Consider the following 15,500-nt stretch of genomic DNA (forward strand, 5'->3'; position numbering starts at 1 on the left):
CCCTGTTAATTCAGTTTTGCTTTTGAAAAATCACTGCCCATTAAGCTGACGCTGTAACCAGTAACGTTACTGCGTGTGGCATAGAAAGTTTTGCCGTTCGCCAGCGCAATCCACGGTGCCTGTTGATAGAAGACCTCTTGCGCCTGACCATAAAGCTCAGCGCGTTTTGCCGGGTCGCTGGTCAGTTTTGCCTGCTGTACGGGGCCATCATACGCTTTATCGCACCAGCGTGCGGCATTCGAACCGCTTTTCACGCTGCCACAGCCTAACAGGGTATCGGCAAAGTTATCCGGGTCGCCATTATCTGACATCCAGCCAAACAGCGCGGTGTCATGCTCGCCGCGACGCATACCGGCCAGATATTCGCCCCACTCATAAGAGACAATTTTTGCTTTCACGCCCACTTTGGCCCAGTCGCTCTGGATCATCTCCGCAATGCGACGTGAGTTCGGGTTATAGGGACGCTGTACCGGCATTGACCAGAGGGTCGTTTCAAATCCCTTCTCCAGCCCCGCCTGTTTCAGCAGCGCTTTGGCTTTCTCCGGATCGTAGCCGTAATCTTGCAGATCTTTTTTGTAGCCCAGCATATTCGGCGGCAGCGGCGATTTAGCCACAGTGCCCGAGCCCATGAATACTGCATCCACAATCGCTTTTTTGTCAGTGGCGTAGTTCAACGCCTGACGCACCAGTACATTATCAAACGGTTTTTTCCCGGTGTTAAAGGCCAGATAACCGACATTCAGCGCATCAATAGTGTGCAGGGTCAGATCTTTATTGCTCTTAATCTGGTCGAACTGAACCGGTGCAGGCGCTGGAATAATCTGGCACTCGTTGGTTTGCAGTTTCGCCAGACGGGTCTGCACATCCGGGGTAATGGCAAAAATCAGGTGTTTTGTCGGCACCTCGCCGTCCCAGTAGTTGGGGTTCGCAAGATAACGGATTTGCGCGTCGGTTTTGTATTGCTGTAAGACATACGGGCCCGTACCGATAGGCCAGTTGTCGACATTCTCCGGCGTCCCTTTTTTCAGCATTGCGTCAGCATATTCCGCCGAGAGGATTGAGGCGAAATCCATTCCCCAGTCGGCAAGGAAAGCGGCGTTAGGTTCACTCAGAACAAACTGAACGTGATAGTCATCAACCTTTTTGACATCCTGAATTAATTTATCCAGCCCGACATCGTTGAAATATTCGTAATTTCCTTTCGAAACATTATGATAAGGATGTTTAGGGTCTTTCTGACGCATGACGGAGAAAATAACGTCATCCGCATTAAAATCGCGGGTCGGTTTAAAGTATTTATTGCTGTTAAATTTGACGCCCTGACGCAGCGTAAAGGTGTAGGTTTTGCCGTCCGGCGAGATTGTCCACGCGGTTGCCAGTGACGGAATCGGGGTATTTTTCACCGGATCGAAGTTTACAAGACGGTTATACAGCACCTGCGAACTGGCGACAAACGATGGCCCGGAGCTTGCGATTTGCGGGTTGAACGATTCCGGCGAGGCTTCGGAGCAATAGACAATGGTGTCATTATTTGCCGCCCACGCGGCGCCTGCGGGTAACAGCGTGCTCAGCGCCAGCGCGAGCAGGGATTTCCTTGCGAACATAGATTCGGCCTTATTTATTATCTGGAGTATTAATCTCAGCACAGCAAAAGTGAACTGGCAAATAACGAATCACTATCAGGTTATTCTAATCCAGTTGTTTTTGCTGAATTTTCCAGCAAAATTAACTTTATCAGTTAACTTAAACGAACTTATTGCCGTCAAGGTTTATCAGACGGTCTCAATGCGTCGAGAATTCAATGGTTTTGCGCTCTCTTCTGCCGTTTGTTTGTGATGACATTGCGTACAGTAGACGCGTGAAAAAGTCTATGGGATGAAAACGTGGCAAAAACACTCTTGCGCAGCGGCGATCTTGATGATTTTCAAGCCGTGGGCGGCGGCGGTCAGGCCGTATTTGATTCGGCATTACAAATTCGTGAAACCCTGCGTCTGCGTAAACAGCAGGCGCTGGTTGACTGCCTTGCCATACCGCAGGTGAATGACGAAGGCGACCGCGTTGACTGGTACTCCCCCGTCGAGGGCCGCGCCCAGGCCTGGAAAGCCGCTGACGAGGATGCACGTTTTCGTGCCTTACGTTATCTGGAAAGCACCCTGGACAGCGCTGCGACCCTCAGCCGCAAATGTATGCAGTCGCCAAAAACGGCACAGCAACTGTTTGGTTCACTGCTGGAAAAAGCGTTGCAGTTTCCCGGTGAGAACCACGTTTTCCTTGTCGACGGTAAGCCGGTAATCACCTTCTGGGGCTTTGTTAATCTCAATGAAAGTGCCAGAGAAGATGTGCTGGAATGCCTGCGAAAAGAAGATATTCCGGAGCCGCTTGCCATTATCGAACCGGAACCTGAGCCTGCCGCAGAGCCCGTTGCTACGGTCACGATCAGTAACGCCGACGAGCCGCTGCTCGCCCCGATGCCGGGTGTGAGCACCCTGGTTGCGAAAGACGAACCGGTGATGCAGATGGCCTCACCGGTCGCTGATGCCGAGCCCGTCCCGGAACCGGAACCGACACCAGCTCCGGTAGTGGTAAAACGTCGCCGCTACGGCTTGTGGGTCTTGCCGGTTGCGGCAGCCGTTGCGGTGGCCGTTGCCGCGCCACTATGGTTAAATCAGCAGCATGATGCCCCTGCAACCCCGTCGAAAACCGCACAGTCGGCGCCAGTGGTTGCCACCCCTGAACCTGCTCCGGTTGCCGTCGCGCGTCATACTCCAGCGTTAAATACGCAACTTCCGCTCCGCCAGGCCGAGGTGATTGCGCCAAAAGTGGAAACGCCTGCACCGGTGGTAACTGAGAAAAAACCGCTGGTCATTACCGCTATCCCGAAAGATGCGTTGGTCATGGATGCGCTGGAAGTGAAAACGGGCTCAACCCGTTTCCTCAATGGTAATTGGCGTGTAGTGGTGGATGTGAAAGACCAGACTACCGGCAAGGATCTGACCATGCGGTTCCAGATTCAGAACAATAAAGGCACGGCGCGTATTATTCAGGGCAATAATTTGAGCTGTCGCGCCGACCTGTACTCCGGCCTGCACGAAACCGGGGTCTTAATGATCAAGAGTCGCAGCACGGCACGTTGCACCGACGGCTCCCGCTATCCGATGCCGGAGATTTCCTGCAAAGCCGGGACCAATGATATTGCGGAATGCAGTGCGCGCTTTGAAGCAAATAGTACGCCCGTTGCGGTGACCTTCAGAAAAACAGGTGCCTGATTTTATGCTGGTTAATCTTTGTGATTACAAACAGAGCGTCACGCTTATCGCCAACAGTGGCGTCCAGTTTCTTGATTTTGGCCTGACGCCGCAAGAGTCGGCACAAAGCGGTCGCTTTGTGCGCAAGACGGCGAATGGTCCGCTGCTGCGTCTGGATTACGATCTGGTCAATGAGCGCTATACCCTTCCGGCACAAAATGGCGGTATGCCCGAGGTAGTCAAACCGGAAAGCACTCAGTCGCTACACGCGTCGCTGGCCGTGCTCGATGGCGTGTGGCTGCCGATACCTTTCTTACGCTTCAACCCGCCGCGCACCTTCGTCGAAGGGCCGGAAAACTGGGCGCGGGTACAGATTCGTAAACTGAGTGAACCGGATGGCGCGGGAAATACCCATCGCGTTACGCTGGCCCTCGACAGCCAGATCAACGGCAATTCCCCGTCAGCGCTGGCACCGCAAGAGAACGACATTCTTAACGGGACACGCTTCGCACTGGCCTGGCGCGATGACGAAGTGGCGGATTTTCTCGATCAGACCTGGGTGGATGGCTGGCTGCGGGAGGCGTTTCTGCAGTACATCAATCAGGAAGAGCAACGCAGCGAACGTGAGATTACCCAGGCTTTGCGCAGCTTTGAATATCAGGCTCACTGGCTGAATTTGCTTACCCTTCTGGGGACGCAGCTTCTGGTGCCTGAGGTGAAAATTGTTACCCATACGCTGAGCACCCCGGCTATCCCGGTAGATTTAATTCTCGATGTCGGCAATACCCACACATGCGGTGTAATCATTGAAGATCATGGCGATGCGAACGATGGCCTTCGTCAAACCGCCGAGCTTCAGGTGCGCTCCTTAAGCGAACCCCAGTTTCTTAATGAACCCCTGTTTACCAGTCGTCTTGAGTTTTCCGAAGCGCGTTTTGGCAAACAGCATTTCTCTGTTGAAAGCGGTCGCGAAGACGCCTTTATCTGGCCTTCTATTGTTCGTGTCGGCGACGAGGCGCGTAAACTGGCGATGCAGAGGCTGGGTACCGAAGGCAACAGCGGTATTTCCAGCCCGCGCCGTTATCTTTGGGATGAAACACCGGTATTGCAGGACTGGCGTTTTAGCCAGATGAACAGCAAAACGCAGCGCGAACCCCTGGCGACAGCATTCCCTCTGATGAACCTCATGAATGATGAAGGTCAGCCGCTGTATACCCTGCCAGTCGATGAGCGCCTGCCTGTCTTTTCGCCGCAATACAGCCGCAGTACATTGATGACGCATATGCTGTGCGAGCTGCTGGCACAGGCGCTCGGGCAAATTAACAGCGTTGCAACTCGTTTACGTCTGGGTTTTCCCGCCTCGCCGCGCCAGTTGCGTACCATTATTCTGACCCTGCCGTCGGCGATGCCGAAGCAGGAGCGCGAAATTTTCCGCCGCCGGATGTTCGAAGCCATTGCGCTGGTCTGGAAAGCCATGGGCTGGCATCCGCAAGATGATGATTTTGCTAATCGTAAGCAGCAGGAAAAAAGCGTTGTTCCGGTTCCCCATATCCAGATGGAGTGGGATGAGGCCAGTTGCGGGCAACTCGTCTGGCTGTATAACGAGGCGATCTCCCGCTATGCGGGGCAAACCGAAACGTTTTTTGCCTCCCTTGCCCGCCCCGATCGGGTCGAAGTCCCTGGCGCACGCCCGGGGCGCTCGCTGCGCGTCGCCTCGGTAGATATCGGCGGTGGTACAACCGATATGGCTATCACCCATTATCAGCTTGATGATGGTACCGGCAGCAACGTTAAGATCACCCCGCAGTTACTGTTCCGTGAAGGATTTAAGGTCGCAGGGGATGATGTGCTGCTTGATGTCATTCAGCGCTGCGTGCTGCCTGCGATGCAAACCCAGTTGCAAAAAGCCGGTATTACGGATGCTGCCTCGTTGCTCGCCACCCTGTTTGGCGACTCCGGGCGTATTGATACGCAGGCCGTTTTGCGCCAGCAAACCACCCTGCAACTGTTTATGCCTGTTGGCCATGCCATTCTGGCGGCGTGGGAAGAGAGTGACATCAACGATCCGCTTGCCGGGCTGCATGCCACTTTCGGCGAGCTGTTGACCCAGTTGCCAACGCGCAACGTGATGAACTACCTGAAACAGGCGATCGACCACGCGCTGCCTGCCGGCTCGCCGGAGTTTGATGTGCTGAGCGTTCCGGTACAGGTCAATTTCCGCGAATTGCAGGATGCCATGCTGGCCGGGCAATTTACCCTGGCCTCACCGCTGCATGCGGTGTGCGAGGCTATCAGCCATTACTGCTGCGATGTATTACTGATTACCGGACGTCCGGGTTGTCTGCCGGGTGTGCAGGCGTTGATTCGCCATTTGCAGCCGGTACCGGTTAACCGCATGGTCTGGCTTGATAAGTATCGTGTACACGAATGGTATCCGTTCAGCCAGCAGGGCAAAATCGGCAACCCGAAATCTACCGCTGCGGTAGGGGCAATGTTATGTAGCCTGGCGCTGGACCTGCGTCTGCCGCGTTTCAATTTTAAAGCAGCCGACATCGGCGCGTACTCTACCGTGCGTTATCTCGGTGTACTGGATAATGTGGTAAACACTCTGCGTGATGAGAATATCTGGTATCACGATATCGATCTGGATAAACCCGGCGCAAAACTTGATGCCCGCCTGCATTTCCCGCTGCGCGGCAATGTCACGCTCGGCTTTCGTCAACTGGCGAACGCCCGCTGGCCAGCCACTCCGCTCTATACGCTGAGCATTAACTCTTCTGAACTGGCGAAGACCATCGCCGGCGACGGAGTGCTGAATGTGCGCCTGCAGTTTAGCGGTGGCAACAAACATCATGGCCCGGAATCGTTTATTCTGAGCGAAGCCTGGTTACAGGATGGTACGCCGGTTCCGGCCGATGCGTTAACCTTCAAATTGAATACGCTGGCAGATCGCCGCCACAGCGGTAGCCATTACTGGATCGACAGCGGGAGTGTGTATCTGAAATGAGTGCAAGCATGACCACGACCCAGGCGATCAGTGCATGGATAAATGATAACCGTCAGATTTCACCCTTGCTGGATGACGACGCGGATGCGCTACTGGCGCGCTTAACCGCGCTAACGGCACAGGAAACCGCGCTGGAAAACGCAGCCAGACAGCCCTGCACCGTTGGGCTGTTTGGCCACTCGCAGGCCGCCAAAGCCCATTTACTTGCCGCGCTGTGCGACAGCGGCAACGGGCGTCTGCATGTCTTGCTGGGCGAGAAGACGCTGGACTATTTCAGCCATCTGAACCCCGGTCATATGTTGACCAGCATGGCACTGCGTTTTTGCCGCGAGAACCCGCATGTCGACGACAATTTTCCCCTGCGCTTGCGTCTTATCAGCGAAGCGGAACTGGTGCAGGTCTTTATCGCGCACGCGCAGGCCATGCCGGAGTTGCGTGTCGTCGACAAGACGGTAATCGAAAGCCGTCTGGCAAAATGGCGCGCGCTACGCCAGCCAAACCCGGTACCCGGCATTAGCGCGGAAGATGTGGGAGCCATTGCCCGTTTCTGGCGGTCGGTCGTTCCGTCATCACAACAGCATATGGACGACGCGTTGTGGTATCAGTTCGCCTGTCTTTTGCCATCACTGGACCTCAGCGCTCGCGCCAGTGCCTGGGCGCTTTTGTGGGGTGAGCAGCAGGAGTTAACGCAGCAGTGGCTGTCACTGGCGCATACGCTGCATCAGACCGGTAACGCCGCAGAACTGGCTGCGCCGTTGAGTCTGCTGGTCGATAACTTCGCCCTGCCGACTGAGGGTTTTCTCACCCCACCGGAACAGGACACTGAAGCCCTTGCCGGTGAAGTGGTGGTACATCCATGGTCGGAAGAGCAATTACAGAATGCAGTCAGTATTCCTGTTTCGACGCTGGCGCTGTTAACCAAAGAACTGGTGCTCCCGGTTGAAAACAGTGAGCTTAAGGGTGTGGATATTCTGGATATCCCTACCCCGGCGCCGCAGGAGGGGCATCCGCTGTGGAACAGTAAATGCCGTTGGTTGCTTGAGAGCTATCGTCAGCAATTACAACCGGATGTCTTGCTGATTTGCAATGCCACAGCGCATCGCTCAACCACGACGGCAACGGCGAAAGCGCTACTCAATTGGGTGAAGGAGACGCAATCCGGCCACGAGACCGCGCTGCCTGGACTGGTCTGGGCCATCACTCCGCAAGACGCCCGTTTTACCAGCGGCCAGAATCTCGACGAAGTGGTGCAACAACTGGTCGGGAAACCAGGCCAGCACTGGGGCACGCTGCAGGCGCTGGATGCCAGCAGTTTACAGCGGGTTCTTGAGTGGCTCGCCCAGGCAACCGCCCCGGCGCTGCGTCAACATCGCTTTAAATCCCTGCGCGAGCGTCATCAACTGGCGCTACGCGATCTGATGCAGGCCTGGCTTATCGCACCAACTAAAGAGAATGCCGCTCAGCGTACCCGTGCAGAAGCGGTCGTGCGTGAATTACAGACCCATGCGGCGCGTCATGGCGAATTGCTGGAAGGCCTTCTGCCGGACATGCAACAGTTTGACTCTCTGTGGAAGGTTCAGCAACCGCGCGAAGAGCAGGTCAGCGGCTTGTTTAATGAGGCCATCGATCTCTTTGGCGAGGCGGCAGAGACCAGCGAACAGGCCCATGTCGCGCGTGATGCAGGTCAACAGGCGCACGCGATGTGGATCAATCACTTACGTCAGTGGAGTCGTAATGATGATAACGCTGCCCGTCTGGGGCTCTCGTCTGCCACCGTGCGTCAGATGGCGGAAATCATCATAATCAGCAGTTACCGGCTGAATATGCCGGAGCAGTTGCAGAAGATTATGCAGCGCGATACCGCGTCTGCGGCGCAGGTGTATGCCGCCATTGGTAATTTTGTCGCCTGGCTGGGCTATGCCGATGTTCCGGAAGCCCTGCGCCCTGCCAGCCGCGTACAGAAAGGCAGTGCCGTTTTCGCCTCAGCAAATTCTGGCTCGACGGAACGGTTAACACGCCTGGGCGAACAACCTGTTCACGCTGCAACACGCTATGTTTACGACTGGCTGGTCGCCCTCTATACCCGTTCAGTGGAGAATATGGGCTATAGCCATCCGCATGACGTCTCTCCTGCCGCGCGTAAGAAGCTTAAAACGCTGCTGCCATAAAAAAGACCCGGCCACCTTAACGGTGCGTCGGGCCTTATCGCTACGTGCTCAGTACACTATAAAAATGAGAATACCAGGGCAACCGGGAAACTGATTGGCCATGTTGCTCCGACCAGGCACGCGCTGAGCGTTTTGATACGGCGACTCTCTTTGGATAAAAACCAGGTCGCTACACCGGTCAATAACGCCATTACGGCATAAAACATCAACATCTTAATGAACATGTCCATCGTCCGCCTCCTTTCCATGGAAACCATACGCAGACTATGTTGCACATTTTTTATGGTTCTTTTTGTCTTACCGGTCACGCCTTGCGTCACAATTTAACAAAAGGTCAAAATAGCGAAACCAGTAATGCCACCGGAAAGCTCATCGGCCACGTCGAACCGACAAGAAATGCGCTCAGAAAGCGAATCCGTTTACGATCGCTGGATAGAAACCAGGTAATAACCGCGCAAAGGAGCGCCATAATTGCGTAAAAAACCAGCATTTTTTGATAAAGCGACATAGCCACACTAACCCTGTGATAACAAAACGGGCGCAATATGCAGCTTTTATTGATATTTATCAAGTTTTTTCACTTATTGTGCGCTTAGTCGCGAGGAGAAATTGATATGTGCAGATTTTTACGGACTGGGAATGTCATTAACGTCAGGGAGAAGCGCCACCTTCTCTGTGCCTGAGCGCCTCGCCGTCAATTTTACGTCGCAAAGGTGGGTATTAATGCGTCTGAAGTTCTCTGGCAGTGGCCGTAGCTCCGACGCTGGCGGCACTGCGTCGCACCTGCAGGGAGTCGAGAGCGGCATGGATCATTTCATTCGCCCTGATTTTTGCATGAGCGACAATCTTTTCGTCCGCAATGCTGGCGTGGCAATGGGGACAGAATGTTACCCCCCTCGCCTTGTCTTTGGCGATGGCAGCCAGGTCTTCGATAATTACGCTTTTTCCGCATTTATCGCATGCAAATTCGAACATTTTAACGTCCTGAATATCTCACTGGCGCCACTATATAGCAGCGAGAGTAAACGGCATTAAAACGTGCTGAACATCAGGATGGCAGGTTTAAGCGGTCGGTCACAAAAACGTGACGCTGTTACGCAGCCATCTACTGTTTATGTTCGTCACGCCACTCTTTGATCATTTGTGGCGTCACCTCACTGGCATAGCAGATGGGATCATAGCCGCCCGGTTTGCTCCAGGCGCTACGCTTACCGCAGCTACTGCCATTTCTGGCCTGATTAAACGGACAGGCGCAAGGCCCCGGATACGCTGCAATCGATTCTTCGATTACCTTTTGTTTAACCTGTGAGTCACTTAATACCTGTGTTTTAGCCAGACTGTCTTCAATACTCAGCACACTGGTTATGGTCAGCACGATCAACAGCCACGGGGTGACGTTCATTTGAGCTTCTCATTAAGGAGGGAATGAGCTTTAAATGTAAGACGCCAGCGCCACGGTAATATTGATCACAGGCAATATCCCGTTTATTCATCAGGGTGCTTAATCATTCGAAATTTATTTTTCTTTATTAGTTTAATTTAAGTTATTTATAAATCATAAGATTAAACTCAACGTAAGATTGATACAAAAAAAGAGGACTGTCTCCCACTGTTTTTGCCATAAATTCATCTGTTGCTTGCTTTGGCGAATGGCCGGTTTCTCTGGTATTGTCTCAATGCCGTAAATAATTCTTACAGGGTAACAGCAATGCAAAAGTTTGACGATCTATGGCAGGCCATCGAGACCAGAGTGTGTGAAAACAACGACATAACACACGAAGAACTGACGAACGAAACAACGGCCAGGGGGGCCGCCGCGAAGCAACGCGTCGCACATATTTTTACCCTGGAAGTTCTGCTGTCTCGTCATCGGGAGAAGTATGCCAGTCCTTATGTGGCGCTGGCCGGGGAAGAGGCTCTGTGGCATCTTATATTCAAGCGTACTGGCTGGAAACCCTTTGAAATTAAACAGCTGTCATTTAGTGACGCAATGTTTGTCATCGCTGAGCTTTTTCGCGATGAGAACCTGCCTGCGGATGTACGGGGAATTTTGCGCGCTAATGGATTACGCGACCAGTCTTATTCGTTATATGATTTCTCCGAGAAAGACTGGGCGCCACGGGATAATGAAAACATCCTCAAACGATAGCCTGCAAACTATTAGAATATTAAGGGCCCGAGTGCCCTTTTTTATTTCACTTTCCCCTGTGTAATACATTCGCCCCGAGGTCGTATCGTGGGTCATGTGATGCCTTGCCTGGCCTGATAATTTTCCTGTTTAAAAGTTTATACAAACGCGATTAGCAATAAATTGCACAAGGAGCTGGCATCTTTTTCAGGCGGTAAAACAGGTCTCAACCATTGCGTTATTTAACGCAGGTTCATAACGGGCAAAATGAAGCTCCTCACCCTCGCAAAAATAGGTTTCTATAGGCAACGTCAGGCCGGAAGAGTCTTCTGATGTCTGGTTTACTGACCAGGTTATGGTTGTGGCGTGATCATTAACCGTTAAATATTGAGGGATGCCGCCAGGCAGCAGCACCACGACTACTTTACTCATTATGTGTCCCCCCGAGAGCAAAAAAGCGACATTATCTATGGCGGGGCGTGACGTTAGTTTGTCGCACTAATTAAATTAATGTGACATTCCCTGCCTTGATACGCCAGATAATACTTTTTGTAGGTTTTATTTTATTATTCATTACTGCACGCGGGTAAGGCGCGTAAAACATGATCGGGAATATACCACCTTTACATTTTTTGACACACAAGAAATTATAAAGCGTGAGAATTACCGCAATTATTCTGTCTCTATGAATGAATTGTTACAGAAACGGTAACTCCCCCGCTCTCACTACCCTCAGTTAAAGGCTCAGTGCTTGATCATCACATGGCGAACCACGGTGTAATCTTCCAGCCCGTAGATCGACATATCTTTACCGTAGCCCGAGAGTTTTTGCCCACCATGCGGCATTTCGCTGACAAGCATAAAATGGGTATTGACCCAGGTGCAGCCATATTGCAGACGTGCGCTAAGGCGATGCGCGCGGCCAACATCTCGGGTCCACACTGACGATGCCAGGCCATATTGCGAATCATTGGCCCAGTTCAGCACCTGTTCTTCATCGTCAAAGAGCGTCACGCTGACGACAGGACCAAAGACTTCGCGCTGGACTATCGCATCTTCCTGTCTGGCCCCTGCCAGCACGGTGGGCTGATAGTAGTACCCCGCCCCCTCGCGCTTATCGCCGCCCGTGACCACACGGATATGGCTTAATGCTTTGGCCTCTTCTACCGCTTTGCTGACACGGGCTAAATGGGCCTCAGAACTGAGTGGGCCCAGCTCGGTGGTTTCATCATCAGGCGCGCCCATTTTCAGGCTGGACACTGCGGCACCCAGTTTTTCGACCAGCGCATCGTAAACCCCTTTTTGGGCGTAAATGCGACAGGCGGCGGTACAATCCTGCCCGGCATTGTAGAAACCAAAAGTACGGACTCCTTCGACAACGGCATCCAGATCGGCGTCATCAAACACAATCACTGGCGCTTTGCCCCCCAGCTCCATATGGGTACGTTTAATCGAAGAGGCCGTATGACCAATAATGTGCTCGCCAGTGGCAATTGAGCCCGTAAGCGAAACCATGCGCACTTTTTCATGCCCGGTCAGCGGATCACCTACGGTTTTACCCCGACCGAACAGCACATTCAGTACCCCTGGCGGGAAAATATCCTGCGCCAGTTCGCCAAGTTTAAGCGCCGTCAGCGGCGTGATTTCTGACGGTTTAATAACCACACAGTTACCTGCGGCAAGCGCAGGGCCCAGCTTCCAGGCCGCCATCATCAACGGGTAATTCCACGGCGCGATAGAGGCCACGACGCCAATGGGGTCGCGGCGAATCATTGAGGTATGGCCTTCCAGATACTCCCCGGCGGCCAGCCCGTTCAGGCAACGCGCCGCGCCCGCAAAGAAGCGAAAAACATCCGCGACCGCCGGAATTTCATCGCTCAATACACAGTGCAGGGGTTTGCCGCAGTTCAGCGACTCCAGCATTGCAAAGGTTTCGGCATTGTCCTCAATCACCTGAGCCAGTTGCAGCAGACACTCGGCCCGCGCTTTTGGCGTGGTTTGTCCCCAGGTTTTGAAGGCCTCGTCAGCCGCCTTCACCGCCGCATCCACCTGCGCGGGGGAGGCTTCGGCAATCTCCAGCAACACCTCGCCGGTGGCCGGGTTAAACACGGCCTGTTTTTCGCCTTCGCCGTCGACCAGTGCTCCATTGATAAATAATTGATGTTGCATAGCGCTATCCTTTCAGAGTTGTCAGTTATTTGCCGCTTCCGGCTACGGTTTCACCGTCACGGGTCAGCCACCAGGCCCCCAAAATCGGGATGGTCGTTACCAGCATGACCAGTAGCGCCACCACATTAGTTACCGGCACGTCACGCGGGCGCCCCAGTTGATTTAACAACCAGAGCGGCAAGGTGCGCTCATGCCCGGCGGTAAAGGTCGTGACGATGATTTCGTCAAACGACAATGCAAATGCCAGCATGCCTCCGGCGAGTAGCGCCGAACCGAGATTTGGCAGCACCACATAGCGGAACGTCTGCCATGAGGTAGCGCCTAAATCCATTGAGGCTTCAACCAGACTCCATGACGTACGGCGAAATCGGGCGATAACATTGTTGAAAACCACCACCACACAAAACGTGGCGTGACCGATAACGATGGTGAAAAAGCCCGGTTCCAGATCCACCGATTTAAACGCCGTTAACAGCGCCAGGCCGGTAATAATGCCGGGCAAGGCGATGGGCAGCAGCAGCAACAGTGAGATGGCGTTCCGGCCAAAGAACTCACTGCGCCAGAGTGCCATTGCAGCAAGCGTGCCAAGGATTAAGGCAATAAGTGTCGCCAGGGCCGCAATTTGCAGCGACAGCGTCACCGCATCCAGGATATCGCCCCGCGCCGCCGCCACGCTAAACCAGCGCAGCGTAAAGCCCTGCGGGGGAAAGCTGAACGCGGCATCCTCGGTATTAAAAGCATAGATGGCGATTATCAATAACGGGAAATGGAGAAAGATAACCCCGCCCCAGGCGGCAATTTTGAGAAATAACGGTGCGCGGTCAGAGTGCATCGAACGCTCCCAAACGTTTCACGAACGCCAGATAAAGGGCAATCAATAGAATGGGGACCAGCGTAAAGGCTGCCGCCATCGGCATATTGCCGATCGCCCCTTGTTGCGAATAGACCATATTGCCAATAAAGAACCCTGGCGGCCCCACCAGTTGCGGAACAATGAAATCCCCCAGCGTCAGGGAGAAGGTGAAGATGGAACCGGCGGCAACGCCCGGAATAGCCAGCGGCAGAACCACATAGCGAAAGGTCTGCCGGGGATGCGCGCCAAGATCCGCAGAGGCCTGCAATAGCGACGGCGGCAGCCGTTCCAGCGCGGCCTGAATCGGCAGGATCATAAACGGCAGCCAGATGTAGACAAAGACCAGAAAACGCCCGAGACCAGAGGTCGACAAAGTATTGCCGCCGATACCGGGCAGTGTCAGCACTGCGCCGAGGATGGGCTCAAGCCCCAGATGGCCGAGAAACCACTGGGCAACGCCGTCTTTCGCCAGCAGCAACGTCCAGGCGTAAGCTTTGACGATATAGCTCGCCCACATTGGCAGCATCACGGCAATATAGAAAAAGGCTTTCCATTTACCGCTGGTATATTTCGCCATATACCACGCCATCGGAAAGGCCAGAATCGCGCTGGCCAGCGTTACGGCGACCGCCATGGTGAAAGTACGCAAGATGATGTCGTAATTGGCAGGATTGAACAGCGCCTGCAGGTTAGCCAGAGTGAAATCCGGCGTCACCGACATGGTGAAATCATCAAAGGTATAGAAGCCTTGCCATAGCAGCGTCAGCAACGACCCCAGATAAACAATACCGAACCACATCAGTGGCCCCAGCAACAACAAAAACAAACCCAGCGCCGGTTTGCGCCAGAACAGACCGCTCAACCGGCTCCCCGGTTTGCCCTGTGGTGAACGGGAAAGACTCATCTCCATCACCCCGCTCCCCGTAATGGCACCATCGCCTCTCTTGACCACGATGCCAGCACCGTTTGCCCCGGCGCTAACGTGTCAGGTAAGCGCGCATCAGACATGTTTGCCTGGCTTACCAGCAGTTTTTCACCGTCGGCAAGTTTCAGTTCGAAACGGGTAGCTGCCCCCTGATACTGGACCGCCTGCACCACACCCTGAACCTGAATTTCTCCCGGTTGATTAAGGCGGATATGCTCCGGGCGCAGAGAGAAAATACCATTCATCGCACATAACGCACCCGCGCGCCTGTCGTCAAAAACATTCGACGTGCCGACAAAACCCGCCACGAACGGCGTGCGTGGGCGCAGATAGAGTTCCCTCGGGGTATCAACCTGCTCAATTTTGCCATTATTGAACACCGCCACCCGGTCAGACATCGATAGCGCTTCACCCTGATCGTGGGTGACAAAAATAAAGGTAATCCCAAGATCCTGCTGCAGCTTTTTCAGTTCAAACTGCATTTGCTCGCGTAATTTTAAATCCAGCGCCCCCAGCGGTTCATCGAGCAATAAAACGCGAGGCTGATTGACCAGCGCCCGGGCGATAGCCACACGCTGGCGCTGACCGCCGGAAAGTTGCGATGGCTTACGGGCGTGAACAAAATCCAGCGCCACCTTTTCCAGCGCCTGGCGCGCGCTGGCATGACGTGTTTTTTTATCAACGCCTTTGACCATCAGGCCATACGCCACGTTATCGAGGATCGACATATGGGGAAATAACGCGTAATCCTGAAAAACGGTATTAACGTCGCGCTCCCAGGGGGGCAGTTCGCTGGCCTCCCGACCAAAAATACGAATAGCCCCACCGCTCAGTTGCTCAAAACCGGCAATAAGACGCAGGCAGGTGGTTTTGCCGGAGCCGGATGGCCCCAGCATGGAGAAAAATTCCCCATCGTTTACCGCAAGACTAACGCCGTCCACGGCACGAATATCACCATACAGACGAGAGACATCTTCAAATTCAACTGCATAGGTCATACATCAC

14 protein-coding genes are annotated in these 15,500 nt (G+C 53.8%); 4 read left to right on the forward strand and 10 right to left on the reverse strand.

Going from position 1 to position 15,500, the window contains the following annotated elements; translation table 11 throughout:
• Positions 1 to 5: 5 nt before the first annotated feature.
• Entirely contained in the window at positions 6 to 1,604 is a 1,599-nt protein-coding gene (locus tag AAIG39_RS10650; protein WP_090084282.1) for an ABC transporter substrate-binding protein, read from the reverse strand.
• A gap of 279 nt (positions 1,605 to 1,883) precedes the next feature.
• On the opposite strand from AAIG39_RS10650, the gene AAIG39_RS10655 reads away from it, so the two are divergent.
• From AAIG39_RS10655 to AAIG39_RS10665, 3 genes are read left to right on the forward strand one after another with little or no spacing between them, the layout of a single operon-like run.
• Entirely contained in the window at positions 1,884 to 3,266 is a 1,383-nt protein-coding gene (locus AAIG39_RS10655; protein ID WP_090084281.1) for an SrfA family protein, read from the forward strand.
• 4 nt (positions 3,267 to 3,270) lie between these two features.
• A complete protein-coding gene (locus AAIG39_RS10660; protein WP_343193813.1) occupies positions 3,271 to 6,252 on the forward strand; it encodes a virulence factor SrfB in 2,982 nt (993 codons plus the stop codon).
• Positions 6,249 to 8,420 (forward strand): virulence factor SrfC family protein, encoded by a 2,172-nt coding sequence (locus tag AAIG39_RS10665; RefSeq protein ID WP_343193814.1) that lies wholly within the window; start codon positions 6,249 to 6,251, stop codon positions 8,418 to 8,420. The genes AAIG39_RS10660 and AAIG39_RS10665 overlap by 4 nt, the downstream gene beginning before the upstream one ends.
• Positions 8,421 to 8,476: 56 nt before the next feature.
• Here the strand turns inward: AAIG39_RS10665 and AAIG39_RS10670 are convergent, their stop codons facing one another.
• The 4 genes from AAIG39_RS10670 to AAIG39_RS10685 all read right to left on the reverse strand — a co-directional run bounded on the left by AAIG39_RS10670 (position 8,477) and on the right by AAIG39_RS10685 (position 9,822).
• Positions 8,477 to 8,650, reverse strand: a complete 174-nt coding sequence (locus AAIG39_RS10670; protein ID WP_249572335.1) for a GhoT/OrtT family toxin — start codon at positions 8,648 to 8,650, stop codon at positions 8,477 to 8,479.
• Positions 8,651 to 8,754: 104 nt separating this feature from the next.
• Positions 8,755 to 8,928: a GhoT/OrtT family toxin gene (locus AAIG39_RS10675; RefSeq protein WP_071845873.1), complete on the reverse strand. Its 174-nt coding sequence runs from the start codon at positions 8,926 to 8,928 to the stop codon at positions 8,755 to 8,757.
• Between the two features lie 212 nt (positions 8,929 to 9,140).
• The gene (locus tag AAIG39_RS10680) at positions 9,141 to 9,395 is read right to left on the reverse strand and encodes an FmdB family zinc ribbon protein (RefSeq protein WP_343193815.1); all 255 of its coding nucleotides are present in this window, start codon (positions 9,393 to 9,395) and stop codon (positions 9,141 to 9,143) included.
• Between the two features lie 130 nt (positions 9,396 to 9,525).
• Positions 9,526 to 9,822 carry a hypothetical protein gene (locus AAIG39_RS10685; protein WP_090084275.1) on the reverse strand — a complete coding sequence of 99 codons (297 nt, stop codon included), beginning with the start codon at positions 9,820 to 9,822 and terminating at the stop codon, positions 9,526 to 9,528.
• Positions 9,823 to 10,128: 306 nt separating this feature from the next.
• On the opposite strand from AAIG39_RS10685, the gene AAIG39_RS10690 reads away from it, so the two are divergent.
• A complete protein-coding gene (locus AAIG39_RS10690) occupies positions 10,129 to 10,569 on the forward strand; it encodes an ECs1072 family phage-associated protein (RefSeq protein ID WP_047370393.1) in 441 nt (146 codons plus the stop codon).
• Between the two features lie 186 nt (positions 10,570 to 10,755).
• Here the strand turns inward: AAIG39_RS10690 and AAIG39_RS10695 are convergent, their stop codons facing one another.
• From AAIG39_RS10695 to AAIG39_RS10715, 5 genes are all read right to left on the reverse strand, one after another.
• Complete coding sequence (locus AAIG39_RS10695) at positions 10,756 to 10,980, reverse strand: hypothetical protein (protein WP_090084274.1); 225 nt, start codon at positions 10,978 to 10,980, stop codon at positions 10,756 to 10,758.
• 312 nt (positions 10,981 to 11,292) lie between these two features.
• Positions 11,293 to 12,717, reverse strand: coding sequence for an aminobutyraldehyde dehydrogenase (patD, locus tag AAIG39_RS10700; protein ID WP_090084272.1), 1,425 nt, complete (start codon positions 12,715 to 12,717; stop codon positions 11,293 to 11,295).
• Between the two features lie 25 nt (positions 12,718 to 12,742).
• Positions 12,743 to 13,549 carry an ABC transporter permease gene (locus AAIG39_RS10705; RefSeq protein WP_090084271.1) on the reverse strand — a complete coding sequence of 269 codons (807 nt, stop codon included), beginning with the start codon at positions 13,547 to 13,549 and terminating at the stop codon, positions 12,743 to 12,745.
• The gene (locus AAIG39_RS10710) at positions 13,539 to 14,480 is read right to left on the reverse strand and encodes an ABC transporter permease (protein ID WP_090084269.1); all 942 of its coding nucleotides are present in this window, start codon (positions 14,478 to 14,480) and stop codon (positions 13,539 to 13,541) included. The genes AAIG39_RS10705 and AAIG39_RS10710 overlap by 11 nt, the downstream gene beginning before the upstream one ends.
• Positions 14,480 to 15,493: an ABC transporter ATP-binding protein gene (locus AAIG39_RS10715; RefSeq protein ID WP_090084268.1), complete on the reverse strand. Its 1,014-nt coding sequence runs from the start codon at positions 15,491 to 15,493 to the stop codon at positions 14,480 to 14,482. Before AAIG39_RS10715 ends, AAIG39_RS10710 begins: the two co-directional genes overlap by 1 nt.
• Positions 15,494 to 15,500: the final 7 nt, after the last annotated feature.

It is taken from the genome of Phytobacter palmae (genome assembly GCF_039409775.1).
Classification (GTDB): Bacteria; Pseudomonadota; Gammaproteobacteria; order Enterobacterales; family Enterobacteriaceae; genus Phytobacter; species Phytobacter palmae.

Excerpts from the sequence above, each read along its gene's own strand:
- AAIG39_RS10690 (WP_047370393.1), top strand. The coding sequence starts at position 10,129 with ATGCAAAAGTTTGACGATCTATGGCAGGCCATCGAGACCAGAGTGTGT.
- AAIG39_RS10675 (WP_071845873.1), bottom strand. The coding sequence starts at position 8,928 with ATGTCGCTTTATCAAAAAATGCTGGTTTTTTACGCAATTATGGCGCTC.
- AAIG39_RS10685 (WP_090084275.1), bottom strand. The coding sequence starts at position 9,822 with ATGAACGTCACCCCGTGGCTGTTGATCGTGCTGACCATAACCAGTGTG.
- AAIG39_RS10710 (WP_090084269.1), bottom strand. The coding sequence starts at position 14,480 with ATGGAGATGAGTCTTTCCCGTTCACCACAGGGCAAACCGGGGAGCCGG.
- AAIG39_RS10680 (WP_343193815.1), bottom strand. The coding sequence starts at position 9,395 with ATGTTCGAATTTGCATGCGATAAATGCGGAAAAAGCGTAATTATCGAA.
- AAIG39_RS10670 (WP_249572335.1), bottom strand. The coding sequence starts at position 8,650 with ATGGACATGTTCATTAAGATGTTGATGTTTTATGCCGTAATGGCGTTA.
- AAIG39_RS10705 (WP_090084271.1), bottom strand. The coding sequence starts at position 13,549 with ATGCACTCTGACCGCGCACCGTTATTTCTCAAAATTGCCGCCTGGGGC.
- patD (WP_090084272.1), bottom strand. The coding sequence starts at position 12,717 with ATGCAACATCAATTATTTATCAATGGAGCACTGGTCGACGGCGAAGGC.
- AAIG39_RS10660 (WP_343193813.1), top strand. The coding sequence starts at position 3,271 with ATGCTGGTTAATCTTTGTGATTACAAACAGAGCGTCACGCTTATCGCC.
- AAIG39_RS10665 (WP_343193814.1), top strand. The coding sequence starts at position 6,249 with ATGAGTGCAAGCATGACCACGACCCAGGCGATCAGTGCATGGATAAAT.
- AAIG39_RS10695 (WP_090084274.1), bottom strand. The coding sequence starts at position 10,980 with ATGAGTAAAGTAGTCGTGGTGCTGCTGCCTGGCGGCATCCCTCAATAT.
- AAIG39_RS10650 (WP_090084282.1), bottom strand. The coding sequence starts at position 1,604 with ATGTTCGCAAGGAAATCCCTGCTCGCGCTGGCGCTGAGCACGCTGTTA.
- AAIG39_RS10715 (WP_090084268.1), bottom strand. The coding sequence starts at position 15,493 with ATGACCTATGCAGTTGAATTTGAAGATGTCTCTCGTCTGTATGGTGAT.